The sequence below is a fragment of the Chitinophaga sancti genome, assembly GCF_034087045.1.
Lineage (GTDB): Bacteria > Bacteroidota > Bacteroidia > Chitinophagales > Chitinophagaceae > Chitinophaga > Chitinophaga sancti_B.
This window is the reverse complement of sequence record NZ_CP139247.1, coordinates 2,470,365-2,491,186: the sequence shown is the minus strand read 5'-3', so window position 1 is coordinate 2,491,186 and position 20,822 is coordinate 2,470,365. Positions and strand designations below refer to the sequence as shown.

Annotated in this window: 7 protein-coding genes; all 7 read right to left on the bottom strand. The window is 45.0% G+C overall.

Annotated elements, in window-relative coordinates; genetic code table 11:
• Positions 1 to 169 precede the first annotated feature (169 nt).
• A complete protein-coding gene (locus SIO70_RS10445) occupies positions 170 to 5,374 on the bottom strand; it encodes a family 78 glycoside hydrolase catalytic domain (protein WP_320580811.1) in 5,205 nt (1,734 codons plus the stop codon).
• 391 nt (positions 5,375 to 5,765) lie between these two features.
• Positions 5,766 to 9,956, bottom strand: coding sequence for a glycosyl hydrolase (locus SIO70_RS10440; protein WP_320580810.1), 4,191 nt, complete (start codon positions 9,954 to 9,956; stop codon positions 5,766 to 5,768).
• Positions 9,949 to 10,926, bottom strand: a complete 978-nt coding sequence (locus SIO70_RS10435) for a sugar phosphate isomerase/epimerase family protein (protein WP_320580809.1) — start codon at positions 10,924 to 10,926, stop codon at positions 9,949 to 9,951. Before SIO70_RS10435 ends, SIO70_RS10440 begins: the two co-directional genes overlap by 8 nt.
• Positions 10,899 to 14,543: a family 78 glycoside hydrolase catalytic domain gene (locus SIO70_RS10430; RefSeq protein WP_320580808.1), complete on the bottom strand. Its 3,645-nt coding sequence runs from the start codon at positions 14,541 to 14,543 to the stop codon at positions 10,899 to 10,901. Before SIO70_RS10430 ends, SIO70_RS10435 begins: the two co-directional genes overlap by 28 nt.
• On the bottom strand, positions 14,543 to 16,291 hold the full coding sequence (locus SIO70_RS10425) for an exo-alpha-sialidase (protein ID WP_320580807.1): 1,749 nt from the start codon (positions 16,289 to 16,291) through the stop codon (positions 14,543 to 14,545). The genes SIO70_RS10430 and SIO70_RS10425 overlap by 1 nt, the downstream gene beginning before the upstream one ends.
• Before the next feature lie 12 nt (positions 16,292 to 16,303).
• Positions 16,304 to 18,007 (bottom strand): RagB/SusD family nutrient uptake outer membrane protein, encoded by a 1,704-nt coding sequence (locus SIO70_RS10420; RefSeq protein WP_320580806.1) that lies wholly within the window; start codon positions 18,005 to 18,007, stop codon positions 16,304 to 16,306.
• Positions 18,008 to 18,017: 10 nt separating this feature from the next.
• A complete protein-coding gene (locus SIO70_RS10415) occupies positions 18,018 to 20,822 on the bottom strand; it encodes a SusC/RagA family TonB-linked outer membrane protein (RefSeq protein WP_320580805.1) in 2,805 nt (934 codons plus the stop codon).

Here is a 20,822-nt window from a genome sequence, read left to right as displayed (position 1 = left end):
ATAAGTTTTAAGTGAAAAAATAACAAATGGATTAATCAAATAACTAACACACCGGATTAATCAATAAATGCCATAACGTGATCTTGCAAATACACAAGGTTGAGTAACAAATCTAAAAAAAAATTATAAACGTGCGCCTACTTTTTATATTTTTTTTAACAGTGCGGTATTAAATCACTGTAAATAAGTATTGGCCTGAGGTAATCCTGATAATGGCTCTACCGTTTTCGTAGTGTGTGGGCTTGATTGGCTGACTCATTTGAGTAATGTGTTGGGAGGGAGAGGCAGGGATCTTTATAGTTGCATTTGTGTTTGGGGGAATGTTTACATATAACTTAAAAAGTTTACTTTTTTCCCATTGGCTGACGATTGTACCATTGGGGGTGTTGTAGGTGCCTTTGGCGTAGGTGACATCACCTACTATTTCGGGGCAGATAATGATATCGCGGTAGGCGATGGAGTTTTCGGATTGCTGGATACCGGCTAGGCCACTGAAGAACCATTCCATGATATGGCCGAGCATGAGGTGGTTGTTGGAAACTTCGGCGAGGGCGGGCCATGATTCCGTGAGGGTGGTGGCGCCTTTGGCGAGCTGGTAGCCGTAGCCGGGCACATCGTTACGACAATTCATATCGTAGATAAGCTGGGAGGCGTTGCCCTGGTGGAGGGCTTGTACCAGGAAGTGAAAACCGATATCGCCGGCGGTGAGTTTATTATTGTTGGTTGTGATGCTGTCTACGAGGTTTTTGAAAACTTTAGTCTTGTTTGCTTCCCCTACGAGACCTACGCACAGGGGCATGGCCATGGCAGTTTGACTGCCGGTGGCGTACATGTTGGTTTGTTTATTGAAAAAAGTGTTGTTAAAATTTTGTTTGATGTTTATAGCTTGTTTTTGATAAGTTTTGGCTTCTTTCTTTTTTAAGATGGTAGCCATGTCGGCGAGTAGTTTGCAATCGTAGTAATAGATAGCAGTGGCAGTCAGGTCTTTGGGGGTTAATTGTGCTACGCCGGGACGGGCAGGACCATAGTCAAACCAATCGCCAAGACCGTAGGATAAGATGTGATTGTTTGCCTTGCTATTTAAGTAAGCAATGTAACGTTGCATCATAGGATAGGCGTTTTGCATGGTAATGCTATCACCATACCACTTGTAGAGGAGCCATGGAAGGATCACGCAGGCACTGCCCCATTCAGGGGAGTCACGGAAGCCGAAGCCTTTATCGTCGAAGAAGACATATTCGGGAGCGATGTCAGGAACGAGACCTTCAGGTGTTTGTGCATCGATCATGTCGTTGACTAACTTCTGATAGAGCAGGCGGATGTCGTAATTATATTGAATAGAATTGCCCATGAGGTAATCCTGTTCCAGCCAGCCGAGTTTTTCGCGGTGTGGGCAGTCGGTGACTACGCTTTGGAGGTTACTTTTGATGGCCCATTTGATCAAGCTGTAGATTTGATTGAACAAGGGGTTGGAGCATTCAAAGGTGCCGTTTTCAGGAGAGGAGTTTCGGTTGTGTAATAGCTTCAGGTCGAGGATCTGATCGGGGGTAGCGCCTTCTATTTGTACGTAACGAAAGCCGTAGTAGGTGAAACGGGGTTGCCATACTTCTATTTCATCACTTTTTAGGGTATAGGAGTAGTAATAAGGTTGGCCGGTGGCACGCTGGTTGGCGAGGCCGGTGGGGGTGAGTAATTCGGAAGGGGTGAGTTTGATGGTTTGCCCTTTGTGGCCTTTTATTTTTAGGGAGATGATGCCGGAGGCGTTTTGGCCGAAATCGTAGATGGTGGTGGATTGGAGGGAGGGGTTGGAGGGGGGCCGGGGGAAGATGTTGGTGGTGGGTTTGATGGAATTATTGGAGGAATGGGTTACATCAGAGATGCTGTTGATTGATTTTACGGAAGTATTGGAGGAGGTCTGAATTGAATCAGGGATATTGTTGATTGATTTTACAGATATTTTGGAGGAGGTCTGGATTGAATCCGGGAGGCTGGCGATTGATTCTACAGATATTTTGGAAGAGGTCTGGATTGAATCCGGGATATTGTTGATTGATTTTACAGGTATTTTGGAGGAGGTCTGGATTGAATCCGGGAGGCTGGTGATTGATTTTACAGATATAGTATCGGCGAGGGTGACCGGGTAGTCTTTTTCTTCTTCCAGTTTGCCGATGGGGGCCTTTACTAATAAAACATTTTTCCAGTTGCTGTCATCAAAGCCGGGACGGTCCCAACCATCCTGTTCTAATCTGGCATCGTAGTCCTCACCGCCGTAAATGCTGGTGAAAGTGATCGGTGAGGGTAATGTTTTCCAGCTTTGATCAGATAGAATGGTGGTAGTGGTACCATCTGTGTAAGTGATTAGTAACCGGCAGTACATTTTTGGATAGCCGAAGGCGGTGAGAAGTTTGTGATATCTTTCTTTGTTGATATAGTAGAAACCATTACCAACGATGACTCCAATTACGTTTTCACCTTTTTGGAGGTAATTGGCAATGTCGTAGGTGTTATAAAAAACACGTTTGTCGTAGTTTGTCCAACCGGGGGCGAGGAAGGAATTACCGGGTTTCCTGCCATTGATGGTAAACTCGTAATGACCAAGGCCGGTGATGGTGAGTTTGGCGGTTGCTATAGGTTTGTTGGTGGTGAAGGATTTACGGAATAAGGGGGTAATGGCGCGCTGTTGCGCTTTGGTTTTGTCATTGGGGAGACCGGGAACGAGCCTGAGGCTGTCGGGCATTTCTTCATAGCCGATCCATTGGGGGGAAGATGGTTTATTTTTAAAAGTGGTATTACCTGGTTGTGGAATTGGACTGGTGGCCAGCGGGTTTTCCTGTTTATTGAAGGTCATCTCAGCAGACTGCAGATTTGGAGTGCTGGCAATAAGGCGGATAGCGCCGGGTGTTTTGCCGGCTTTGATGATGACAAGTGCACGGCCATGGAAGGCTTTTCTTTGTGCTATCTGATTGCTTTGCAAGGATTGATTACTTTGCAATGATTGATTGCTTTGTGCTATCTGACTGCTTTGTAATGCCTGATTGCTTTGTGATATCTGACTGTTTTGTAATGCCTGATTACTTTGCAATGTTTGATTAGTTTGTGCTATCTCATTGTTTTGTAATGCCTGATTACTTTCCAGACTGCGTGGATTTGCATTACCTACACCTACGATAGTAGCAGGGCCTTCTAATTTGAAATTGATTAATGCCGTATCATCTGGATGACGATGGCCTGCACTATCCAGTAAACTGACAGTGATATAAGCAAGATCCTGATTATTAGGTGCAAGCTGTAATGTATCCGCTTGTAATTGTAGGCGAACAGTTTTTCCGGTTGTAGAAAGAGATACTTTCTTTTTCCCGGCAGTAGCTGTAAGGATACCTGCTGTATAAGGCACCTGCCAGCTGGCAGTATGATCTTTTACTGCTTTTTTACCCAGTGATTTACCATTGAGGAATAATTCTACCTGATCATAAGAGCTATAGGCTACTACTTCGAATGGTTTTCCTTCATTACCCGGCCAGTTCCAGCTGTCGGTCACATCCTGCCATTCCCAGCGGCTCCAGTCTACTTTGTCTGGATTGGTTGGATAAGTAGGATGTGGTGGATGCACAAAAATGGATAACTGATCCGGCATCCAAAGAGCATCGCGGTAGTAAGATTGCGGACGTTTCCAGCCACAGATATCAATATCTCCACAATAAGCAAGGTTCCATGGATAAAAGCCCTGATGCTGCATGTAGCCAAGCCAACCTATGCTGGTTTCGCCAATATAGTCGAAAGCCGTCCAGACAAAATCACCAATTACCCAGGGGTGTTTAATTACACCTTCCCAGTAAGCACCGGCATCCAGCGGGAAAGATTCTGTAGCCATGATGACACGGTTGGGTACCCGGGCATGATCGGGTTCGTATTTATCCAAAGCATAATTATACCCTGCCACATCGAGGGCAGAGAGAAAAGTGTCTTTATCAGGAGCAATGCCATTGACACCACAGGTAATGAGGCGGGTGCTATCCAACTGTAAAAGGTATTGACGCAGGGTGTGAGCGATGGCGGCAACAGCTGGTTTTTCCCTGTGAGGGATCTCATTGCCTATGCTCCACATGATGACAGAAGGGTGATTTCTATCCCTGTTTACCATGCTTTCAATATCCCGTTGCCACCAGTCGTTGAAGAATACATGGTAGTCTTCGGGGTTTTTAGGGTCTTTCCAGGTGTCAAACGCTTCGTCGATTACTAACATACCTAAACGGTCGCAAGCGTCTAAAAAGGCAGGAGAAGGGGGATTATGGGCACAACGGATGGCGTTGTATCCACTGGCTTTTAGCAGAGCGACTTTTCTCTCCTCTGCCCGATCATATGCTTTGGCACCAAGAGGGCCATTGTCATGGTGAACGCAACCGCCTTTTAGTTTGATGGGGAGACCGTTCAGGCGGGCACCGTTTATGGCATCAGCAGTGAAAGTGCGGATGCCAAAGGTAGTGCGGATCGTATCGCCGTCGATAATTGTGATGGCGGTGTATAAGTTGGGAGTGTCTATTGACCAGAGGGATGGTTTGGAGATCTGGAATTGCTGATCGGTAGACAGGGAAGATGAGCTGGATGACTTAGATGGGTTAGATGAGCTAGATGGGTTAGATGAGCTGGATGGGTGGGATAAGCTGGATGGGTGGGATAAGCTGGATGAGTTAGATGAGTTAGATGAGCTGGACAGTATGGATGGTGTAGTTGTTGTAATCAATATTCCCTTTTGATTGTAAATACGGGTAGTACCAGGCTTTTCCGTATGAATAGCAACAGTAGCTAAACTTCTATTTACAACTGGTGTAGTAATAACAATCTTGTATTGATTGCTTTTTAACCATACATGCCTGTAAATTCCGGAACCTGCATACCATCGGCTATTCTCCCCTTCGTTCCGCACGAGTACAGCCAGTACATTCTCTTTTCCGGGAATGATCTTATCAGTGATATCAAAACTAAAGGTGGTATAACCATATGGATGTTTGCCGAGTTTCTTTCCATTGAGCCATACAGTTGCATTCATGTAAACCCCATCAAATTGCAGTATGACGGTCTTTTTATCCGCCTTCAGCGTAAAATGTTTGCGATACCAACCCGTACCACCTGTTGTAAACCCGCCGCTTACCTGACTGATTGCCCCCGGATTAAAAGGAGAGTTTGTACCAGGCAGGTCTTCTATACTCCAATCATGTGGCAGGTCGAGTTTTCTCCATTCCTTATCATTGAATGAAGGATTTTCAGCACCTTGTGCATTGCCTCTATAGAATAACCAATTGTCATCAAATAGCTGCTGCGCGCTGGCTGGAAACAGGAAACCTAAACAGATGCAGATGAGTATAGTCCGGATCATATTTTACAATTCAGTTAAGAATTTATTTTAACATTTCTGTTAGCAATTGATTATAACTTCGCTTAGTAATTCAGTCACGATTTCTTTTAGCAATTAAGCGCGACTTCATTTAGTAACTCAGTCATGATTCTACTTAGCAATTAGACATAACTTCACTTAATAATCCAGTCACGATTTCAGTTAGCAATTAAGCACGACTTCATTTAATAACTCAGTCACGATTTCTGTTAGCAATTAAGCGCGACTTCATTTAGTAACTCAGCCTTGATTCTACTTAGCAATTAGACATAACTTCACTTAATAATCAAGTCATGATTTCAGTTAGCAATTAAGCACGACTTCATTTAATAACTCAGTCACGATTCCGCTTAACATTCGAGCATAACTCCAATTAATAACTCAATTTACTTTTCCCTTTATCCATTGAAGTCGCCACCGCTATCCCCCTATGCCCCACCTTATCTACCGCACAATAATAATGATACACTACTCCCTTCCACTTCACAACAAAAGATTTGTGCGCAAATAGATTATCATAAGCTTCAGAAGAATTAATCAGATCCGCTCCTTTCCAATCAGTCCAATGCACGAGATCATATGAACACGCAAAACGGTTAAAGGCTTCTTTTGGCTTGTCTTTCCAGAATGCACCATAGTAGAACATAACATAGAGACTATCCATTTGCTGAATCACCGCATCCCCTGTAATACCTGTATAATGATCCAGCAAAGGATCCTTTCCCCACCTTGCCCAATGTTCCATATCATCAGATACCGCCATACCGATCCGTTCCTTGCCTCGCTTAGGTTTCAGGCTATCCCCTTTTGCATTGTAATACATCACAAAAGAATGACCCGTTAGTTTTTTATCATCCCGGATGATAGAACTTTTGTAAATAGTATTGTTCTCCCACCATCCAGCACCTGTATCTGTAGCTTTCAATACGGGATGTGGAATTCGCTGCCATTCATGTGGTCTGGTAATATCTTTATTGGTGTAAGCAATACCAATGGATAACAAACCTGCTTCATAACCTGTACTTACACCCCCAAAGTAAGATAACCAATATTTCCCTTTGTAAGGAGTCCACTCGTAATTACCACCCCATTTGTAATCCTGTAAGGCCATGTAACCCGCTTTCTGATTCGCATCCCAGTTAGTACTGTCAGAAAAAGACATCATTTTGCCAAGGGTTTGCCAGTTAAGAAGGTCTTTACTTTTAGCCAGCCAGGTTTCGTAACCCCGACCGTCAAAGACGATATAGACCATGTACCACTGGTTGTTTTTCCTAAAGATACCCGGGCAGTCCATTTTGAGGGTATCATTCGCGGGCACCATCACAAGGCCATATTTGTAAGGAGTTTTGACTTCGTTGTAGACGCGTTCCATCACAGTGTCAGCTACCTGATAATCGGTGAAGAGTCTTACTGGGCCCAATAAACCTGCGGGGAGTAAATGATCACCAGCCTGCTTGTCTGAAAAAACAGTATAGGTTTCTTTGGATTGAATGCTATCTTCGGATCGGCTACTGGCAACAGTTTGAATTCTGTCTCCAATTATACGATTTGCCCATGTGTTCGTAACAGCTATGTCTATTTTATTCAGACCTGAATGCACGGCTTTAGAAATATCCACTCTGTAAGGCGGCGTCCAGATGATACCACAATCAATATCATTCACCTTTACAGCAGCGATATTGGCAATATTACCAACATCTAACAAAATAGTAGATGGAGAATTGGCTAAATGCACATTCTGAATATAATGAGCGGTACCAGAAAAGTATTTGATCTTCGCTGAGGCATGCTGGCTCCAATCCGTGAGCTTTTCAAATAGCACAGTATCATTGGGGGCAAAGCTCACCTTCCATGGATTATCCAGTGTCTGAAAGGGTGCATAATTGGTTTGTTTATGCGCATGATCCATTGGTTTGTCTGTGAATAAAACAAACATAGCGCCGTTCGGAGGAAGGGACAATGTCAGCTCTGTTCTATCTGCATTTGTTTTAAAAGCCTCCGGTTGCAAATAAGCATCATTAACAGCATCATACAATACAGGAGTTTTACCTTTTATCCGGAAGGACAATTGCAAGTGACGCTCCTTTTCCTGTTGATTAGAAACAAAATAGATCTCCTTATCAGGAGCAGAACGATGTGTCCATGCAATACCCTGTTCTCCTGATATGAAATCAGGGGGAATATCAATATGTTTTAAAGTATCCGTGAGTTTGAGGGATATACGATATCTCGCACTATCGCTCAACTTATTGTAAGAATCATAAGCATATCCATGCAAAGGATCTATCCAGTCTTCCGCCTTTGAGATATTTGCACTTGCAGTCACACCCACAAGCATCTCTCTGGTCGGCTCACCTACATTCGCCAATCTTCTCTTTTCTCTTTGTACAATGCTGTCTCCAAATAGCGTGGGTAATATTGGCACTAAGCGCTCTGGCAAAACAGCTCTTTTAGGCAGGTTGTCTCCTGTATACACACCAATATCCACAACGGGCTTCCCCTGTTGTAATAATTGTTGGCACCGGGTCACATAATTCACCATCGCTGATACATAAGGCCACCATGTCTGATCTCGCTGAAAATAGAGACCTATCCCATTCAGGGTCATCCCCGGCTTTTTGTCCATCCATGGATTATGTGCAAACACATGGAAGACTAATTTATTGATTCCTAATGCAAAGTTGCGATCAATGCCTGTTTTCAACATGCCTGGATATTCGTCCCAGTTATTTCGCAACTCTGTAAATGCTTCTGCCTGAATGATTTGTTTATCATATACATGCGCACCGGAAATGGCATCCAGCATGTCATTAGGCTTATCGTGGGTAGGACTTCTCAACCAAAATTCACCCATTGGATAATCAACAGCATGGTAATGCTCCATGCCATCCCCTGTGATCATAGGAGCCGTACTTTCAGCACTGAAAGCAACTCCATTTGTATGTGCCAATGCACTTAAAGTATCGTAGAAGTTAACCTGAATTAAGTTATTGATCGTACGACGAATATCTAATAAGAATTGCTCAGAGGCGGCAGCGTTATCCACAGGTATACCAGCCATTGCAGGGAGCCATTTAAGCAGGTCATATCCGTGTTGCTTTTTGAAGGCGGCGCTGAATACAGGCGACCAGTTTTGACTTCCACATTCCCAACTATCTACATGTAATACACTCAATTTCGCCCGCTTGAGAGCCTCGCCATACCAATGATCGAATTGGAAGCGCACAGCAGCGGGGTTGAACTTATCACATTCCAATCCTGCACCAGCACCACCGGTTACATTTTTATGCCCGGTGGAAGTGTGGCCTATGCGTAGAATGGTCCAGTCACCTTTGGGAGCTTTCCATTGAAGGTGGCCAAGGGTATCAATTCTGTTTGTCAGGTCAATGATCTGATCCCGGGGAATAGCCAGATCGGAATTGGTAATAGCATGGCCTGCATTAGTTATAGTATGACCAGTATTAGTTACAGCATAACCAGTATTAGTTACAGCATGGCCTGCATTAGTTATAGTATGACCAGTATTAGTTACAGCATAACCAGTATTAGTTACAGCATGGCCTGCATTGGTAATAGAATTGTTTGCATTGATTGTAACAGGAACTGTATTGTTAACTGTGTTGCTAATACGCCAGACAGCCCCACTTTTTCCTTCATACTGATCAATGCGTGGTTGATTAGATAAATGAATCCCTGTAATCTTCAGACTTTGTTTCCACTTCGCATTATCCAGGTCTTCCGCACCGGGTTCCGAACCTGCTTTATTATAATCAAAACGGAAATAACGACTGGTCGTCACCGGAATGGAATAGGTATGATCCGCATCTGAGTCAAGCCAGCCATGGCGCGGCGCCGTCATTTGCAATACTTCATGGAAGTGTGTACCATCGTCACTTACAGATAGCTTCAGGCGCTGCGCCTGATAGTTATTGCCACGAATAGTAATAGAGCGACAGGTAAATGGCACTGCATAAGTATATTGAATCCAACAGGGATCAGTACTTTTCACATTCTCCTTATTCTCTTTGCTGGAAAGGATCTGCGGATTTACATTGGGCAGACTTGTAGTGACTACCGGAGTCGATTTATCTTCTTTGATAAAAGGAAAAGCCAGTACGGCAATATCTTCATAATAACCTTCATTCGTAACAGGTTGCGGCAAGATGCCATTGAAATTCCCATTTACCTCAGTAGTTGTCCACACTACTTTTTGCATACTGAGCGCAGGTGTAATCCAGGGGCCCCCTCCTACTGCAAATCCATCACAGAAGTGCATACCTAATTGTAAACCGAGACTATCCGCCTGCTGAGAAGCATAATGCACCAGATCCCACCATGCAGGTGACAATTGCTCTGCCACAGGTGTATAAGTACTTTTGCCATTGATAGGCATAAGATAAGCCCCACCTAAACCTGCTTCTTTCATAGCTACCAGATCCGCATGAATACCGGGTTGAGATACCGCTGCATACATCCAGTACCAAAACACCCATGGTTTGGCATTTTCCTGTGCATACACAGTTGTGCTCAGTAATAAAAGGCAACAAATAAATATCCTACGCATGGAATATTGATTTCAGGTAAGCCGCATTTGCGCTAAAGTTCTTTTTTACATTCTTCGGATCTTTTGCATCACGGGAGCGTTCTATTACCAACCAGCCCCTCCATCCCATATCGTCCAGTGTTTTCTTCACTGCCGGCATATTGATCTTTGGATCATTTTCCAACCATACGCCATCTGTATTGGTACAATGGATCTGGCAGATACGATGTCGGCCCAGCGTAATTAGTTCCTGTTGTAAATCACGCCCCTCCTTTATAGCATTAGAGAAGTTGAAATAACTCTGAATATGCTTAGAATGGATCTCGTCTAATAACTTCACTTCTTCAGCAGCTGACAACGAGGTTTCTATGCCAATAACCACACCCGCCTTTTTTGCTTTTACCCCCGCTGCTTTGAGTCGCTGTATTATTTGTGGGCGTAATTCAGGATGTTGTACCAGGTCACCTTTTACACCAAGTGGCAGAAAGGCGATCTTTACTTTCATCGCCACCATAGTATCAATACAATCCTGCACCAGGTCAGGAGTTTCTGTTCTTTCTGCAAAAGACTGTGCATAAAAGCCTGACATAGCCATAGAGCTAATGGCAATGTTCAGTTCTTTTGCTTTGTCCAGGAACTGCTGGCGGGTAGCCGCATCCCTGAGTTTATTGTCGAATGCAGAACGGTTACCCAATCCTCCCATGTCGAGCTCCAACCCATCTGCACCGATCTCTTTGGTCAACTGAAAGGCACCCAGTTTCTGGCGTTTGAGGATCATCCAGTCACATACAGAAATACGATAACGTGGTTCTTTCCATATGCCGGATAGTGAACCGGACATAAACTCTCCCTCAACGGGTGAATAGGCCTCTAAGTCTTCTGCAGCAAGTGAGCTGGACATTGAAGCGCCTGTCGCGAGTGAACGTGGCACTAAAACGCCTGCTACCAGTAATGCCGATTGCGCTATAAACCTGCGCCTGTTGTTTTCCATATGTCGTTATTAATGGGTGTGAGTGCCAGTTGCCGGGGATCAATCTTCACATACCTGATCCTTTGCCGGCGCCAGGTGTATACAATGTGAATATATCCGTCTGACGATTGGATGACTGCGGGATAAGAGTATTGGCTCACCGGTGAATCTTCCAGCACTAAAGCTGCAGACCAGTGAATACCATCCTGACTCAAAGACACATTCAGTGGGGTACGCTTTCCTTTGCCAGCACCTTTTGGAGTACTGACATGGTTATACACTATCAGCTGCCGACCGTCCTGCAATGTGACGGCATCTGTGCCTGAGTTATTATTGGGCAATGTGTTCAATGAAAGCGGCGACCATGTTTTGCCACTATCCAGTGACCATGATTGCACGATATTACCTCCTTTGTTGCGGCAAAGAATCTGCATTTTGCCATTACTATATTGCAGGATACTGGGCTGAATAGCATTGATGGTACTGTCTTTTTGCAAAGGCCCTATCATCGTCCAGGTTTTTCCTGTATCGGCCGTCACTTCAAAGTGAATGTTCCATCCATGACCTTCTGTACTACTGGGGCACAAAAGTTTTCCATCCGGCAATAAGATGGGTTTATTCTTTACTGGGCCCAGGAAACCATCAGGTAATTGTCTGGCGATGGACCAGCTAATACCCCCATCTTTAGAGGTTTTCATGTATCCTTTCCACCCTCCTACATTAGGTCCTACTTTGTAAAATAACAATAGGTCACCACCCGGCATCTGGAATAATACAGGGTTCCAGCAGGCATAGCGCAATGTATCGTTTTGTATACCATTCGCTACCTCTACAGGAGCCGTCCATTTACCGGCAACCTGACGGCTTACCCAGATGCCGACATCAGGGTTTCGTTCTTTGGTACCGCCAAACCATGCCGCGACAAGCCCCTTACTGGTTTCAGCGATCGTAGCTGCGTGTGATTCAGGGAATGGTGCCGTAATGAAAATGTCTTCATCTATGACGATGCCTTTCTTCCAGCGATCAGGCTGGGATACATGGATAGTGTAATCACCAGATCCGATTTCATACACGATACGGTCATTTGCTGCTTTGATGAATTTTGCATCATTGCCTAAACCATTTATTTGCGCATGTTCATTGGCAGGCAAATAGATTGTAGCAGTCGTATTCGAAGGGATGGTAAATTGCCAGTCAAAACCGTCAGTCGTTTTTTTCCAATGTGAACGGATGAGACCATGCATAGATCTGTAACTGGCGTTTACCTCTTCCAAACCTGGCACAGGTTGCGGATTCATTATTATGTGTTTAAACCCGTTTTCACCTTTTATACCAGCAAGGCTTTGATAAAACCAAACAATTAAATCTCCTAATAGCATGATGTGATTCTGGGAGTTCATGTTTGGGGTAGCTTTATCCCCGTTCCATAATTCCCAAATGGTAGTAGCGCCCTGATTAATCATGTACCCCCAGCCGGGATAGTCTCTATCTGCAGCAATGAGATAAGCCAGATCAGGGCGTCCGTTTTCTGTGAGCACCCGCATCAGGAATTGGGTACCGATCACGCCAGTGGAGAGGTGATCACCATGCTGATGGATAGTATCGATGATGTTTTTGAATACCTGCTGATGCTCGTTTTCTGGCACCATATTGAAATATAGCGGGAGCAAATTGGCAGTCAGGGTATTGTTTGTATTGTTGCCATCCCTAAATTGCCGATTGAATGATTTTTTTACCTGATCCGCCTGTTGTGCAAATAAAGCCTGATCTGTCGGGTAGTGTAAAATACCTGCAAAGGTATCCATGACCGTGAGCAGGTGATAATACATAGCTGTAGCGATCAGTTTACCATCGGTTGGTGTAGGCGCACACCAGTCACCGTACTTATCCTTCGTCATGATGCCATCTACAAAATACTTTTCACGCATGTAGGTAAGCCAGCGTTTCATAGAAGGATAATGTTTGTGCATGGGTGCTATATCACCAAACTGATCGTAGAGATAACCTGCAATAAGAATATAAGCAGCCGGCCATGTCATATTATCAGAATAATAGCGCCAATAGGCTGGTGCTACGTCAGGGATTGCGCCAGCTTCAGTTTGTGCATCTTCTATATCATCCAGCCATTTCGCATACAACTTACTATTGTCAAAAATGAAACTCTCGCCCAGGGCGCCGGTCGTCCTGTCTCCTAACCATGGCATCCTTTCATTGCGCTGTGGGCAATCGATCGGCATGCCTTTGTAGTTGGAACGAATCCCCCATACAGCATTCTGGTATATTTGATTGAGAGTTGGATCAGACGTTTCAAATGTACCAATGGTAGTCAGGTCATCATTGATCACCTGCCCCTCTATATCTTCAGGTAGTACACCACTGATTTCCACATAGCGGAAGCCATGGTATACAAAAGTCGGATGCCATGTTTCAACACCGCCACCTTTGAGGGTATAAATATCCGTAACCTTTGCATCACGGAGATTAGCGACATACAGACTTCCATCCTTTTGCAGACTTTCTGCAAAGCGCATGATCACCTGCTGGCCGCGCGCCCCCTTTACTTTTACCTGTAACCAACCTGCAAAGTTCTGCCCCATATCTACGATCCATTTATCGCGCAGGGGCTTTATTGAGACGGGTTTGATAATGCCTGTAATACGTTGCGGTTCATTGAGCTGAGCCATGAGTTTTCCACCGGGTGCAGGTACGATATCCACTGCTTGCCAGTTCCGGGCTTTGAAACCGGGTTTACTCCAACCCGGCATTTCCTTTCCTGCATCATATTCTTCTCCGTCGTATTCGTTGTTGGTACGTATAGGACCATCTGCTGTTAACTGCCAGCTTTTATCACTGGCAATGATTTGCTTTTTGCCATTATCATATTCCAACTCTAATTGTAGTAATAAGCGGGGATACCCGAAAGTATTAATCTTGGCAGGCTTGTAGTTTTGGCGCATGGTGAAATAACGGCCATTACCAAGGGCTACACCAATCGCATTATCACCTTTATGCACAAGACTTGTCACATCATAGGTATTGTATCGCACCGTCTTTCTATAATCAGTCGGCGATTGTGCTAATACCTGTGTACCAATTCGATCACCATTTATAAAGCCCTCATACAGACCGGGACCAGCAATATATAAAGTCGCCTTCTTAACATGCTGCTGACTAGTAAAATCCTTTCTGTAATACCGGGCAGAAAGCCTTGAAAACTTAGTATGCGCACTATCCCAAGCAAATGAAGTATCCACCCCAATCCATTGCCCTTTCCAGTCATTTGCCAACAACAACCCCATACTCCAATGCCCCGGGGTACTCCATTCACTTTCTCCCTTATTTGTCCAGACTTTCACTTTCCAATAACAGTCCTGACGGCTTCGCAAACTGTTTCCCTTATAAACTACCTGAATAGATTGATCACTCACTACCCGCCCTGAATTCCACAGATCACCTTCATTCTTTGCCAGCTTTTCAGGTGTAGAAGCTACCAATACCTGGTAAGCTGTCTGCATCACCGCATGCTCCTTCCCTTGTATCTCCCAGCTCATCCTAGGCTGTGCAATATCAATCCCAACAGGATTCTCCAGCGTTTCACAACGCAGATGAAACAATAATATCAGCAACAATGCATGCATTACAATACTTTCGTTTTAAGTGACTGGATATAATAAATAGCAGTATTAGGCTCTACACTATTTCCATCCGGCAGATCCGTATCTACATCTGCAGGAGTATCTGCATCCGGGAAATGACGGGGCTCCCCTGTACGGAATACAATTCTGGCTACTGCATCTATCGGTGCAAAACTCAAACTGGTCAATACATCTTTGCCATTTACATGCACGGTGTAAAAACGATTGATAGTATTGACAGTAAGACGAATATGATATACGGAATCAGGTGCATACTTTAGAAAGTTTTTATAACGTGCACCAGCCTTTGCTTTCAATGTGCTATCTGCATCAAAGATGAGCCGAATACCCCCTGTGCCTTTTTTATCGACTAACTCAATTTGCAACTGACCATAATTATTTTGCTTTGGGGTAACAGTAAAAGAAACCTCTAATTGCGATGCAGGCGTGATCACCTTTTCTGCTTTTGCATAATCAAAAGGATCTTTATCAGAAAGCGTGATATGCTCCCCATCAATAATCACCGGTGCCCATAAAGGACTGTATGTATTCCACGAGGAATCAGAAGCATCTGTTGTAACCGGTACCGGTATAGCCGCCACCCATATATCCTCCTTGTTCATACTATAAGTCACCCATACTTTGCCATCCTCAGGCGTACCATTGCCTTCCTCTATTCCCCGTACATACTGTGGCCCATAAGATTTATAATTACCTCCATAACGCATAGGCGGTACTTCTCCATTTACCAGTAATAATTTTTTATAATCAAGCCCATCATCACTCACAGATAGGGCCAATGGCCACCTGTATTCAGAAGGATTGTATACTGTCACATATCTGCCATCAGCAGTACGTTGTCCCCATATCTTCGCATTACTATTTACAAAACCCGGCGCACGGGCCACCGCAGACCATGTTTTGCCTTCATCTTTACTAATAGCAGAAAGCGCATTTTTCCACAATCCCACCACATCATGGTTAGGCAGGTGGTAATAACAAAATGCTTTATAATTTTTTTGTAAAGGGATTAACGGATCATCTCTATCAGCTTCCTCATTCCACTGCATCATCATGAGTGGCGTAGCCATCAGCTCATTGCATGCCGCTATAAATGCCTTGTCTTTGCTGGTAGTATACGCAGGATAAGACGTGTTACCACTATTCCAACCCTTGTTATAATGTAGAAAATAGATAGGTCCATGTTTTCCATCAGGCAGTATTTCTCTCACCACCCTTCCTATTCCTTTGCCATCATTAGGATCATCTTTTGCATCCAGGCAAATGCCATAGTAACCCAATACCAGCAAGTGATTACTCTTTGATACATAAAACCCCATCCGCTGATGCATGACTGCATACAGATTACGAGCAACCCCGGGATGGCCTTCTTTCGAAGTGCCATCCGGGATCTTATAGGGGGGGAATATAACCAATGGTTCTGACCAGGCCTGTCCGTCTTTGGATGTCACGAGCAGCGTACGGCCCGGAGGTACGCTTTCGCCGATACTATCGCTCAGGTATTCCAGGTAAAACTGGTTATTCCAGTAAGCCAGCATGGGGGCATGGTTGTAAGTCCAGCCACCATTACTACGATTGGCCCGCATCACCTGTATGTTGTGCACACCCGTAGCAGGTTGTAACTGCCCGTGGTGGTAATCAACATTCACCAGCGTACTACCTGAATAATGTACTTTGTCCTGTGCCATCACAGTTGTCGTACACAATAAAATCGCGATCAGTATCCTCATAATCATTTACATTTAATAGCCGGGGTTTTGCCCAAATTCAGTTCCATTCGTTAATGCATCTATCTGTGTCTGTGGCACCGGGCGCAGCCGATGGAACTCCTGTACCTGTGTTACATCCGGATTGTAGGTATGAATACGGTCTACAAGTTTATCCGTACGTTTCAGATCAAACCAGCGAACGTGCTCACCCGCCAGTTCTCTCGCTCTTTCATCAAGAATGAAATCGAGCGTCACATCATTGGCTGTGATCTGCATGGCAGCTGTATAATCAACAGGTGTTTTCTTAGCAGCTCTTGTTCTCAATACATTGATGTAGGCAGCGGCGGCACTGTTATCGCCCAACTGGTAAGCAGCTTCTGCTCCGATCAGGTACATTTCTGCCAGCCGGATCACCAATACATCCAGGAAACCGGGTTGTGCATTGGCGGCGGTACGGGTAACAGGGTCCATGAACTTTTTCAATGGCACATAATCATTTCCCACCTTGATGGTTCCATTTGTATTGTACACACTGTCACGATCTATGACGAGGTAAGGACGGGTGCTCTTGTCAGATACTGAATGTTTAGTGATATACATTGCGGTATCCACACCAACTACCATTGTTCGCCCAACCAGCGATGGATCTTTGCCATAGTTTTTCACATCTGTTTCTGTCCAGGTATATGCTTTGTTACAAATCCACACTGTCTGAAAAGAACCATCAAAACGACTATCCTTTTCATCATCAAAGAAATCCAGCAAGGCACGGGTAGGCATAAAGTAGCGGGTACCATCTCTTCCATAATCCATACTCTGCTGCAAACCGGGTTTAGAGCTGTAGGTTGTGAGGAACCACATATGCAGCCGGTTTGCATTCTGATCATAGTCCAATGAATAGGTCAGCGAATTACTGATCGTATACAATGCTTCTTTGTTCTGCTTATTATTTTTAGGATTGAAAACATCCGCGTAGTTATCCCACAATGCTACACCAAATTCACCTTTGCGGGCAATGATCTCATCCACCGCAGCTTTTGCTTTTTTGAAATATTCCTGCTGTTCACCACCTGTATAATAATACGCGCAGGCAAGGTTTGCACGTGCCAGCATAGCCAGCGCAGATTTTTGTGTAGCCCTGCTGTATTCTGCACCATAACTTACAGGCAGGTGCCTGGCTGCATAGTCCAGGTCACTGAGAATGAGTTTATAAAAATCTTTGACATCGCTACGGGTTGCAGTTACAATCGCATCGTTTGTTTCGGTTGTAGACAGGATTACACCACCCCATTGTTCTACTACATGGTAGTAATAGAATGCGCGGAGGTAGCGCAATTCCCCTTCCCGCTGATTGCGCATCACCGTGTCTGTAAAACCTGCATTGCCAATACGGTTGATTCCTGCATTACAGATATTGATGGCTTTGTACATATTTCCCCAGGTAGTAATGTTGGGATTACCTTTGCTGGGTATAAAGTTCTCATAGCGCATCAGCTCATTGGCATAATTAGCACGCTGTGAGTTGAACCATAGGTCAGTTCCCATCTCGCCCATCCATTCTCCATTATCTTTTCCATACCAGGCGCGTTGTTCTGAATAGGCGGAATTCACAACAGTGATAAATCCTTCCGGGCTGGACCAGATCGCATCGGCAGTAATGCCCGAAGGATTGTATTCATCGAGGCTACAGGCTGTAATACCTGTGAGCATTAATATGATGAGTAAATAGTTTTTCATTTGTTTCGGTTTAGAAATCCACATTTAATCCTACTACTACCTGTTTGCTCAATGGTGATGATTCAGCACCCCCTCTTTCCGGATCATAATATTTCAGCAGGTGGCTACGTGCCTTTGTAAATATGTTAGCAGCAGTGGCATACACACGCAGGTTCTCAATAGAAAGCCTGTTACTCACTGCATGTGGCAAAGTGTAACCCAGTGTGATATTCTTTAGCTTGAAATAAGACCCGTTTATATAAAGCATGGATTGATAACCTGCATAGTCACTGAATTTGGTGCTTTTCTTAGGCCGGGGATAATCGTTGGTCGGGTTTTCCGGTGTCCAGTAGTTCACAAAAGCAGGACCTCCATTTTCTCCGCCTGCATTATAACGACCCAGAAATTCACCATAGATCATTTGTCCCCAGCGGGCGACAACGAATATTCCCAGGTCAAAGGCACGGTAGTTAAATGTATGCTGCCAGCCGATAGACCATTTAGGTACAGTAGAGCCTAAATACTTGCGGTCCGCGTCATTAATAACACTATCACGGTTCACGTCTGCCAGTTTAATGGAGCCGGGTTTAAAAGCTGTACCACCCATGGTGAGTGCAGCAGCTTTGTCCGCTTCGTTCGTCTGCCAGATACCCCGCTTCTGGTAAGTATAAAATGAATGCACCGGATGTCCCAGCAGCAGGGAATTCGTTTCCTTATCAATTATATCTTTATTCCCTACCAGGCTTTTGATTCGTTCCCTGTTCGTTGTGAACGTAATGGTGGATGTCCATTTGAAATGTTTGTGGGCAATATTCACCGTGTTCAATGCGATTTCTATTCCCTTATTGTTGGTAGAACCGATATTCTGGTATACAGATGATACGCCTGTGGATACAGGCAGGCTTCTGAGTAATAACAGTTTGGTTGTTTTTGTATTATACGCATCGATGCTGGCATTGATACGGCTATTCAGGAAAGACATATCCAGCCCTACGTTTGTAGTAGCAGACAGTTCCCAACCAAGATTGGTATTCCCGATAGTGCTATTGAACACATATCCGGATGCAGGCACCTCGCCGAACGAGATATTGTTTGCCTGTGTGAGACCTGACTGGGTGCCATATTCAGAGATAGCTGAGTTACCTGCTACACCATATGTCACTCTCAGCTTCAGGTCATCGAGGTTACGTGCATTGCGCATGAATGGTTCATCACTTACTCTCCAACCTGCAGAGACAGAAGGGAATCCAGCCCACTTATGTCCTTCGGCCAACCGGGAAGCACCATCCATTCTTTCACTGAACTGAAACAGGTAGCGACCCTTATAGCTATAATTAATTCTGGCGGCATAAGACATAGTAGCAGCACCCTTGTAAGTAGACTGGTGTTTTCTGCTGGTAGCTTCTGTTGCGTCCAGGTTATAAAAAAGTTGTGTTCCCAATACCTGCTTTACACCTGATGCACTACTGGTGTCGGCATCCTTGTGGGTATAGCTGCTCAGGGCGGTGATGGTAATGGCATGGTCGCCTTTATTCAGGTTGTAGGTAAGCACATTGTCCCAGTTGTAGAACCGGGTATTGCCATTGGTGATGGAGGTATAACTGGTGGCATCACTTGCCCTGTTCAGAGAGGTCGCTGCCTGGAAAATACCGTCCCTGTTAAAGCTGAGGAAGGTGCCGAAATTAGAGCGGAAAGTCAGTCCTTTAACCGGTGTGACATCCAGGTAACCATTCATGAACACAGTCGCACCGATTGTCTGATCCGTGGCCACTGTCGGCCCTCTGTCATCTGTAAGCGGAGAAATAGTGTTGGTATTTCCTGCTACCGGATAAACGTTTACATTACCGTATGCATCGTAAGGCACACCCAGTGGGGTGGTAGACAAGGCGACGCTCATAGGATCCTTCCGCTTGTTGAGGGAAGTATAATTGATCTGGCTCTGGATACCGGCTTTCGCAAAGCGGGAGATCTCCTGATCCAGGTTCAATCGTACAGAATAGCGGGTGAGGTTCGTATACTTCAATGCGCCGTTTTCCCTGTAGTAGCCGAAAGACATAAAGGCTTTGGTTTTGTCAGTGCCGCCGCTGACGGATACGGAATGACTCTGCTGGGTGCTGTTGTGCATCAGGAGGTCTACCCAGTTGACCCACTGGCCCTTTTGAATAGCATCGTACTCACCCTGGTTGGCAAAGATGGTGGCATCGTCAGGTAAGGTTTCGCCGGGATTGAGGCTGGCCCTCCAGGCTTCTCTTCTCAGCTGCAGATAGCTTTCACCCATACGGGGGGCCGGATATTGTGTATATCCGTTCGCACCATAGTAACCATTGTAGGATACTTTTGTCTTGCCGGGTTTTCCTTTTTTAGTAGTGATGATGACTACCCCGTTTGCCCCCTGTGAACCATAAATGGCGGTGGCAGAGGCGTCTTTTAGTACTTCCACGCTTTCGATGTCTGAAGGATTCAGGTAAGACATACTGCCTCCCTGCAATCCATCAATAATGTACAATGGACCATTACCGCCTGCAATAGAGCGGGTGCCCCTGATGAGCACATCCGCACCGGCGCCGGGAGCGCCACTGCTGCGGGTAATGTCCATACCGGGTACCCTGCCCTGCAGGGATTCCAGCGGATTGGCCACAGGAGCCTGCATAATCACATCTTTTTTGATGGTGTATACAGCGCCGGTGAGATCTCTTTTCTTAACAACGCCATACCCGATTACGACGGTTTCATTCAGGTCGCGCACCTTCATGGAATCGGGTGGATGATGTGTGGTGTCTTGTGCGTACGTGACTGCACAACAAATGGTCAGGAGGATGGTGAGGGATACTCGCAT

Bases quoted from the DNA above. Each gene is read 5' to 3' on its own strand.
- SIO70_RS10445 (WP_320580811.1), bottom strand. From the start codon at position 5,374: ATGATCCGGACTATACTCATCTGCATCTGTTTAGGTTTCCTGTTTCCA.
- SIO70_RS10440 (WP_320580810.1), bottom strand. From the start codon at position 9,956: ATGCGTAGGATATTTATTTGTTGCCTTTTATTACTGAGCACAACTGTG.
- SIO70_RS10435 (WP_320580809.1), bottom strand. From the start codon at position 10,926: ATGGAAAACAACAGGCGCAGGTTTATAGCGCAATCGGCATTACTGGTA.
- SIO70_RS10430 (WP_320580808.1), bottom strand. From the start codon at position 14,543: ATGCATGCATTGTTGCTGATATTATTGTTTCATCTGCGTTGTGAAACG.
- SIO70_RS10425 (WP_320580807.1), bottom strand. From the start codon at position 16,291: ATGAGGATACTGATCGCGATTTTATTGTGTACGACAACTGTGATGGCA.
- SIO70_RS10420 (WP_320580806.1), bottom strand. From the start codon at position 18,007: ATGAAAAACTATTTACTCATCATATTAATGCTCACAGGTATTACAGCC.
- SIO70_RS10415 (WP_320580805.1), bottom strand. From the start codon at position 20,822: ATGCGAGTATCCCTCACCATCCTCCTGACCATTTGTTGTGCAGTCACG.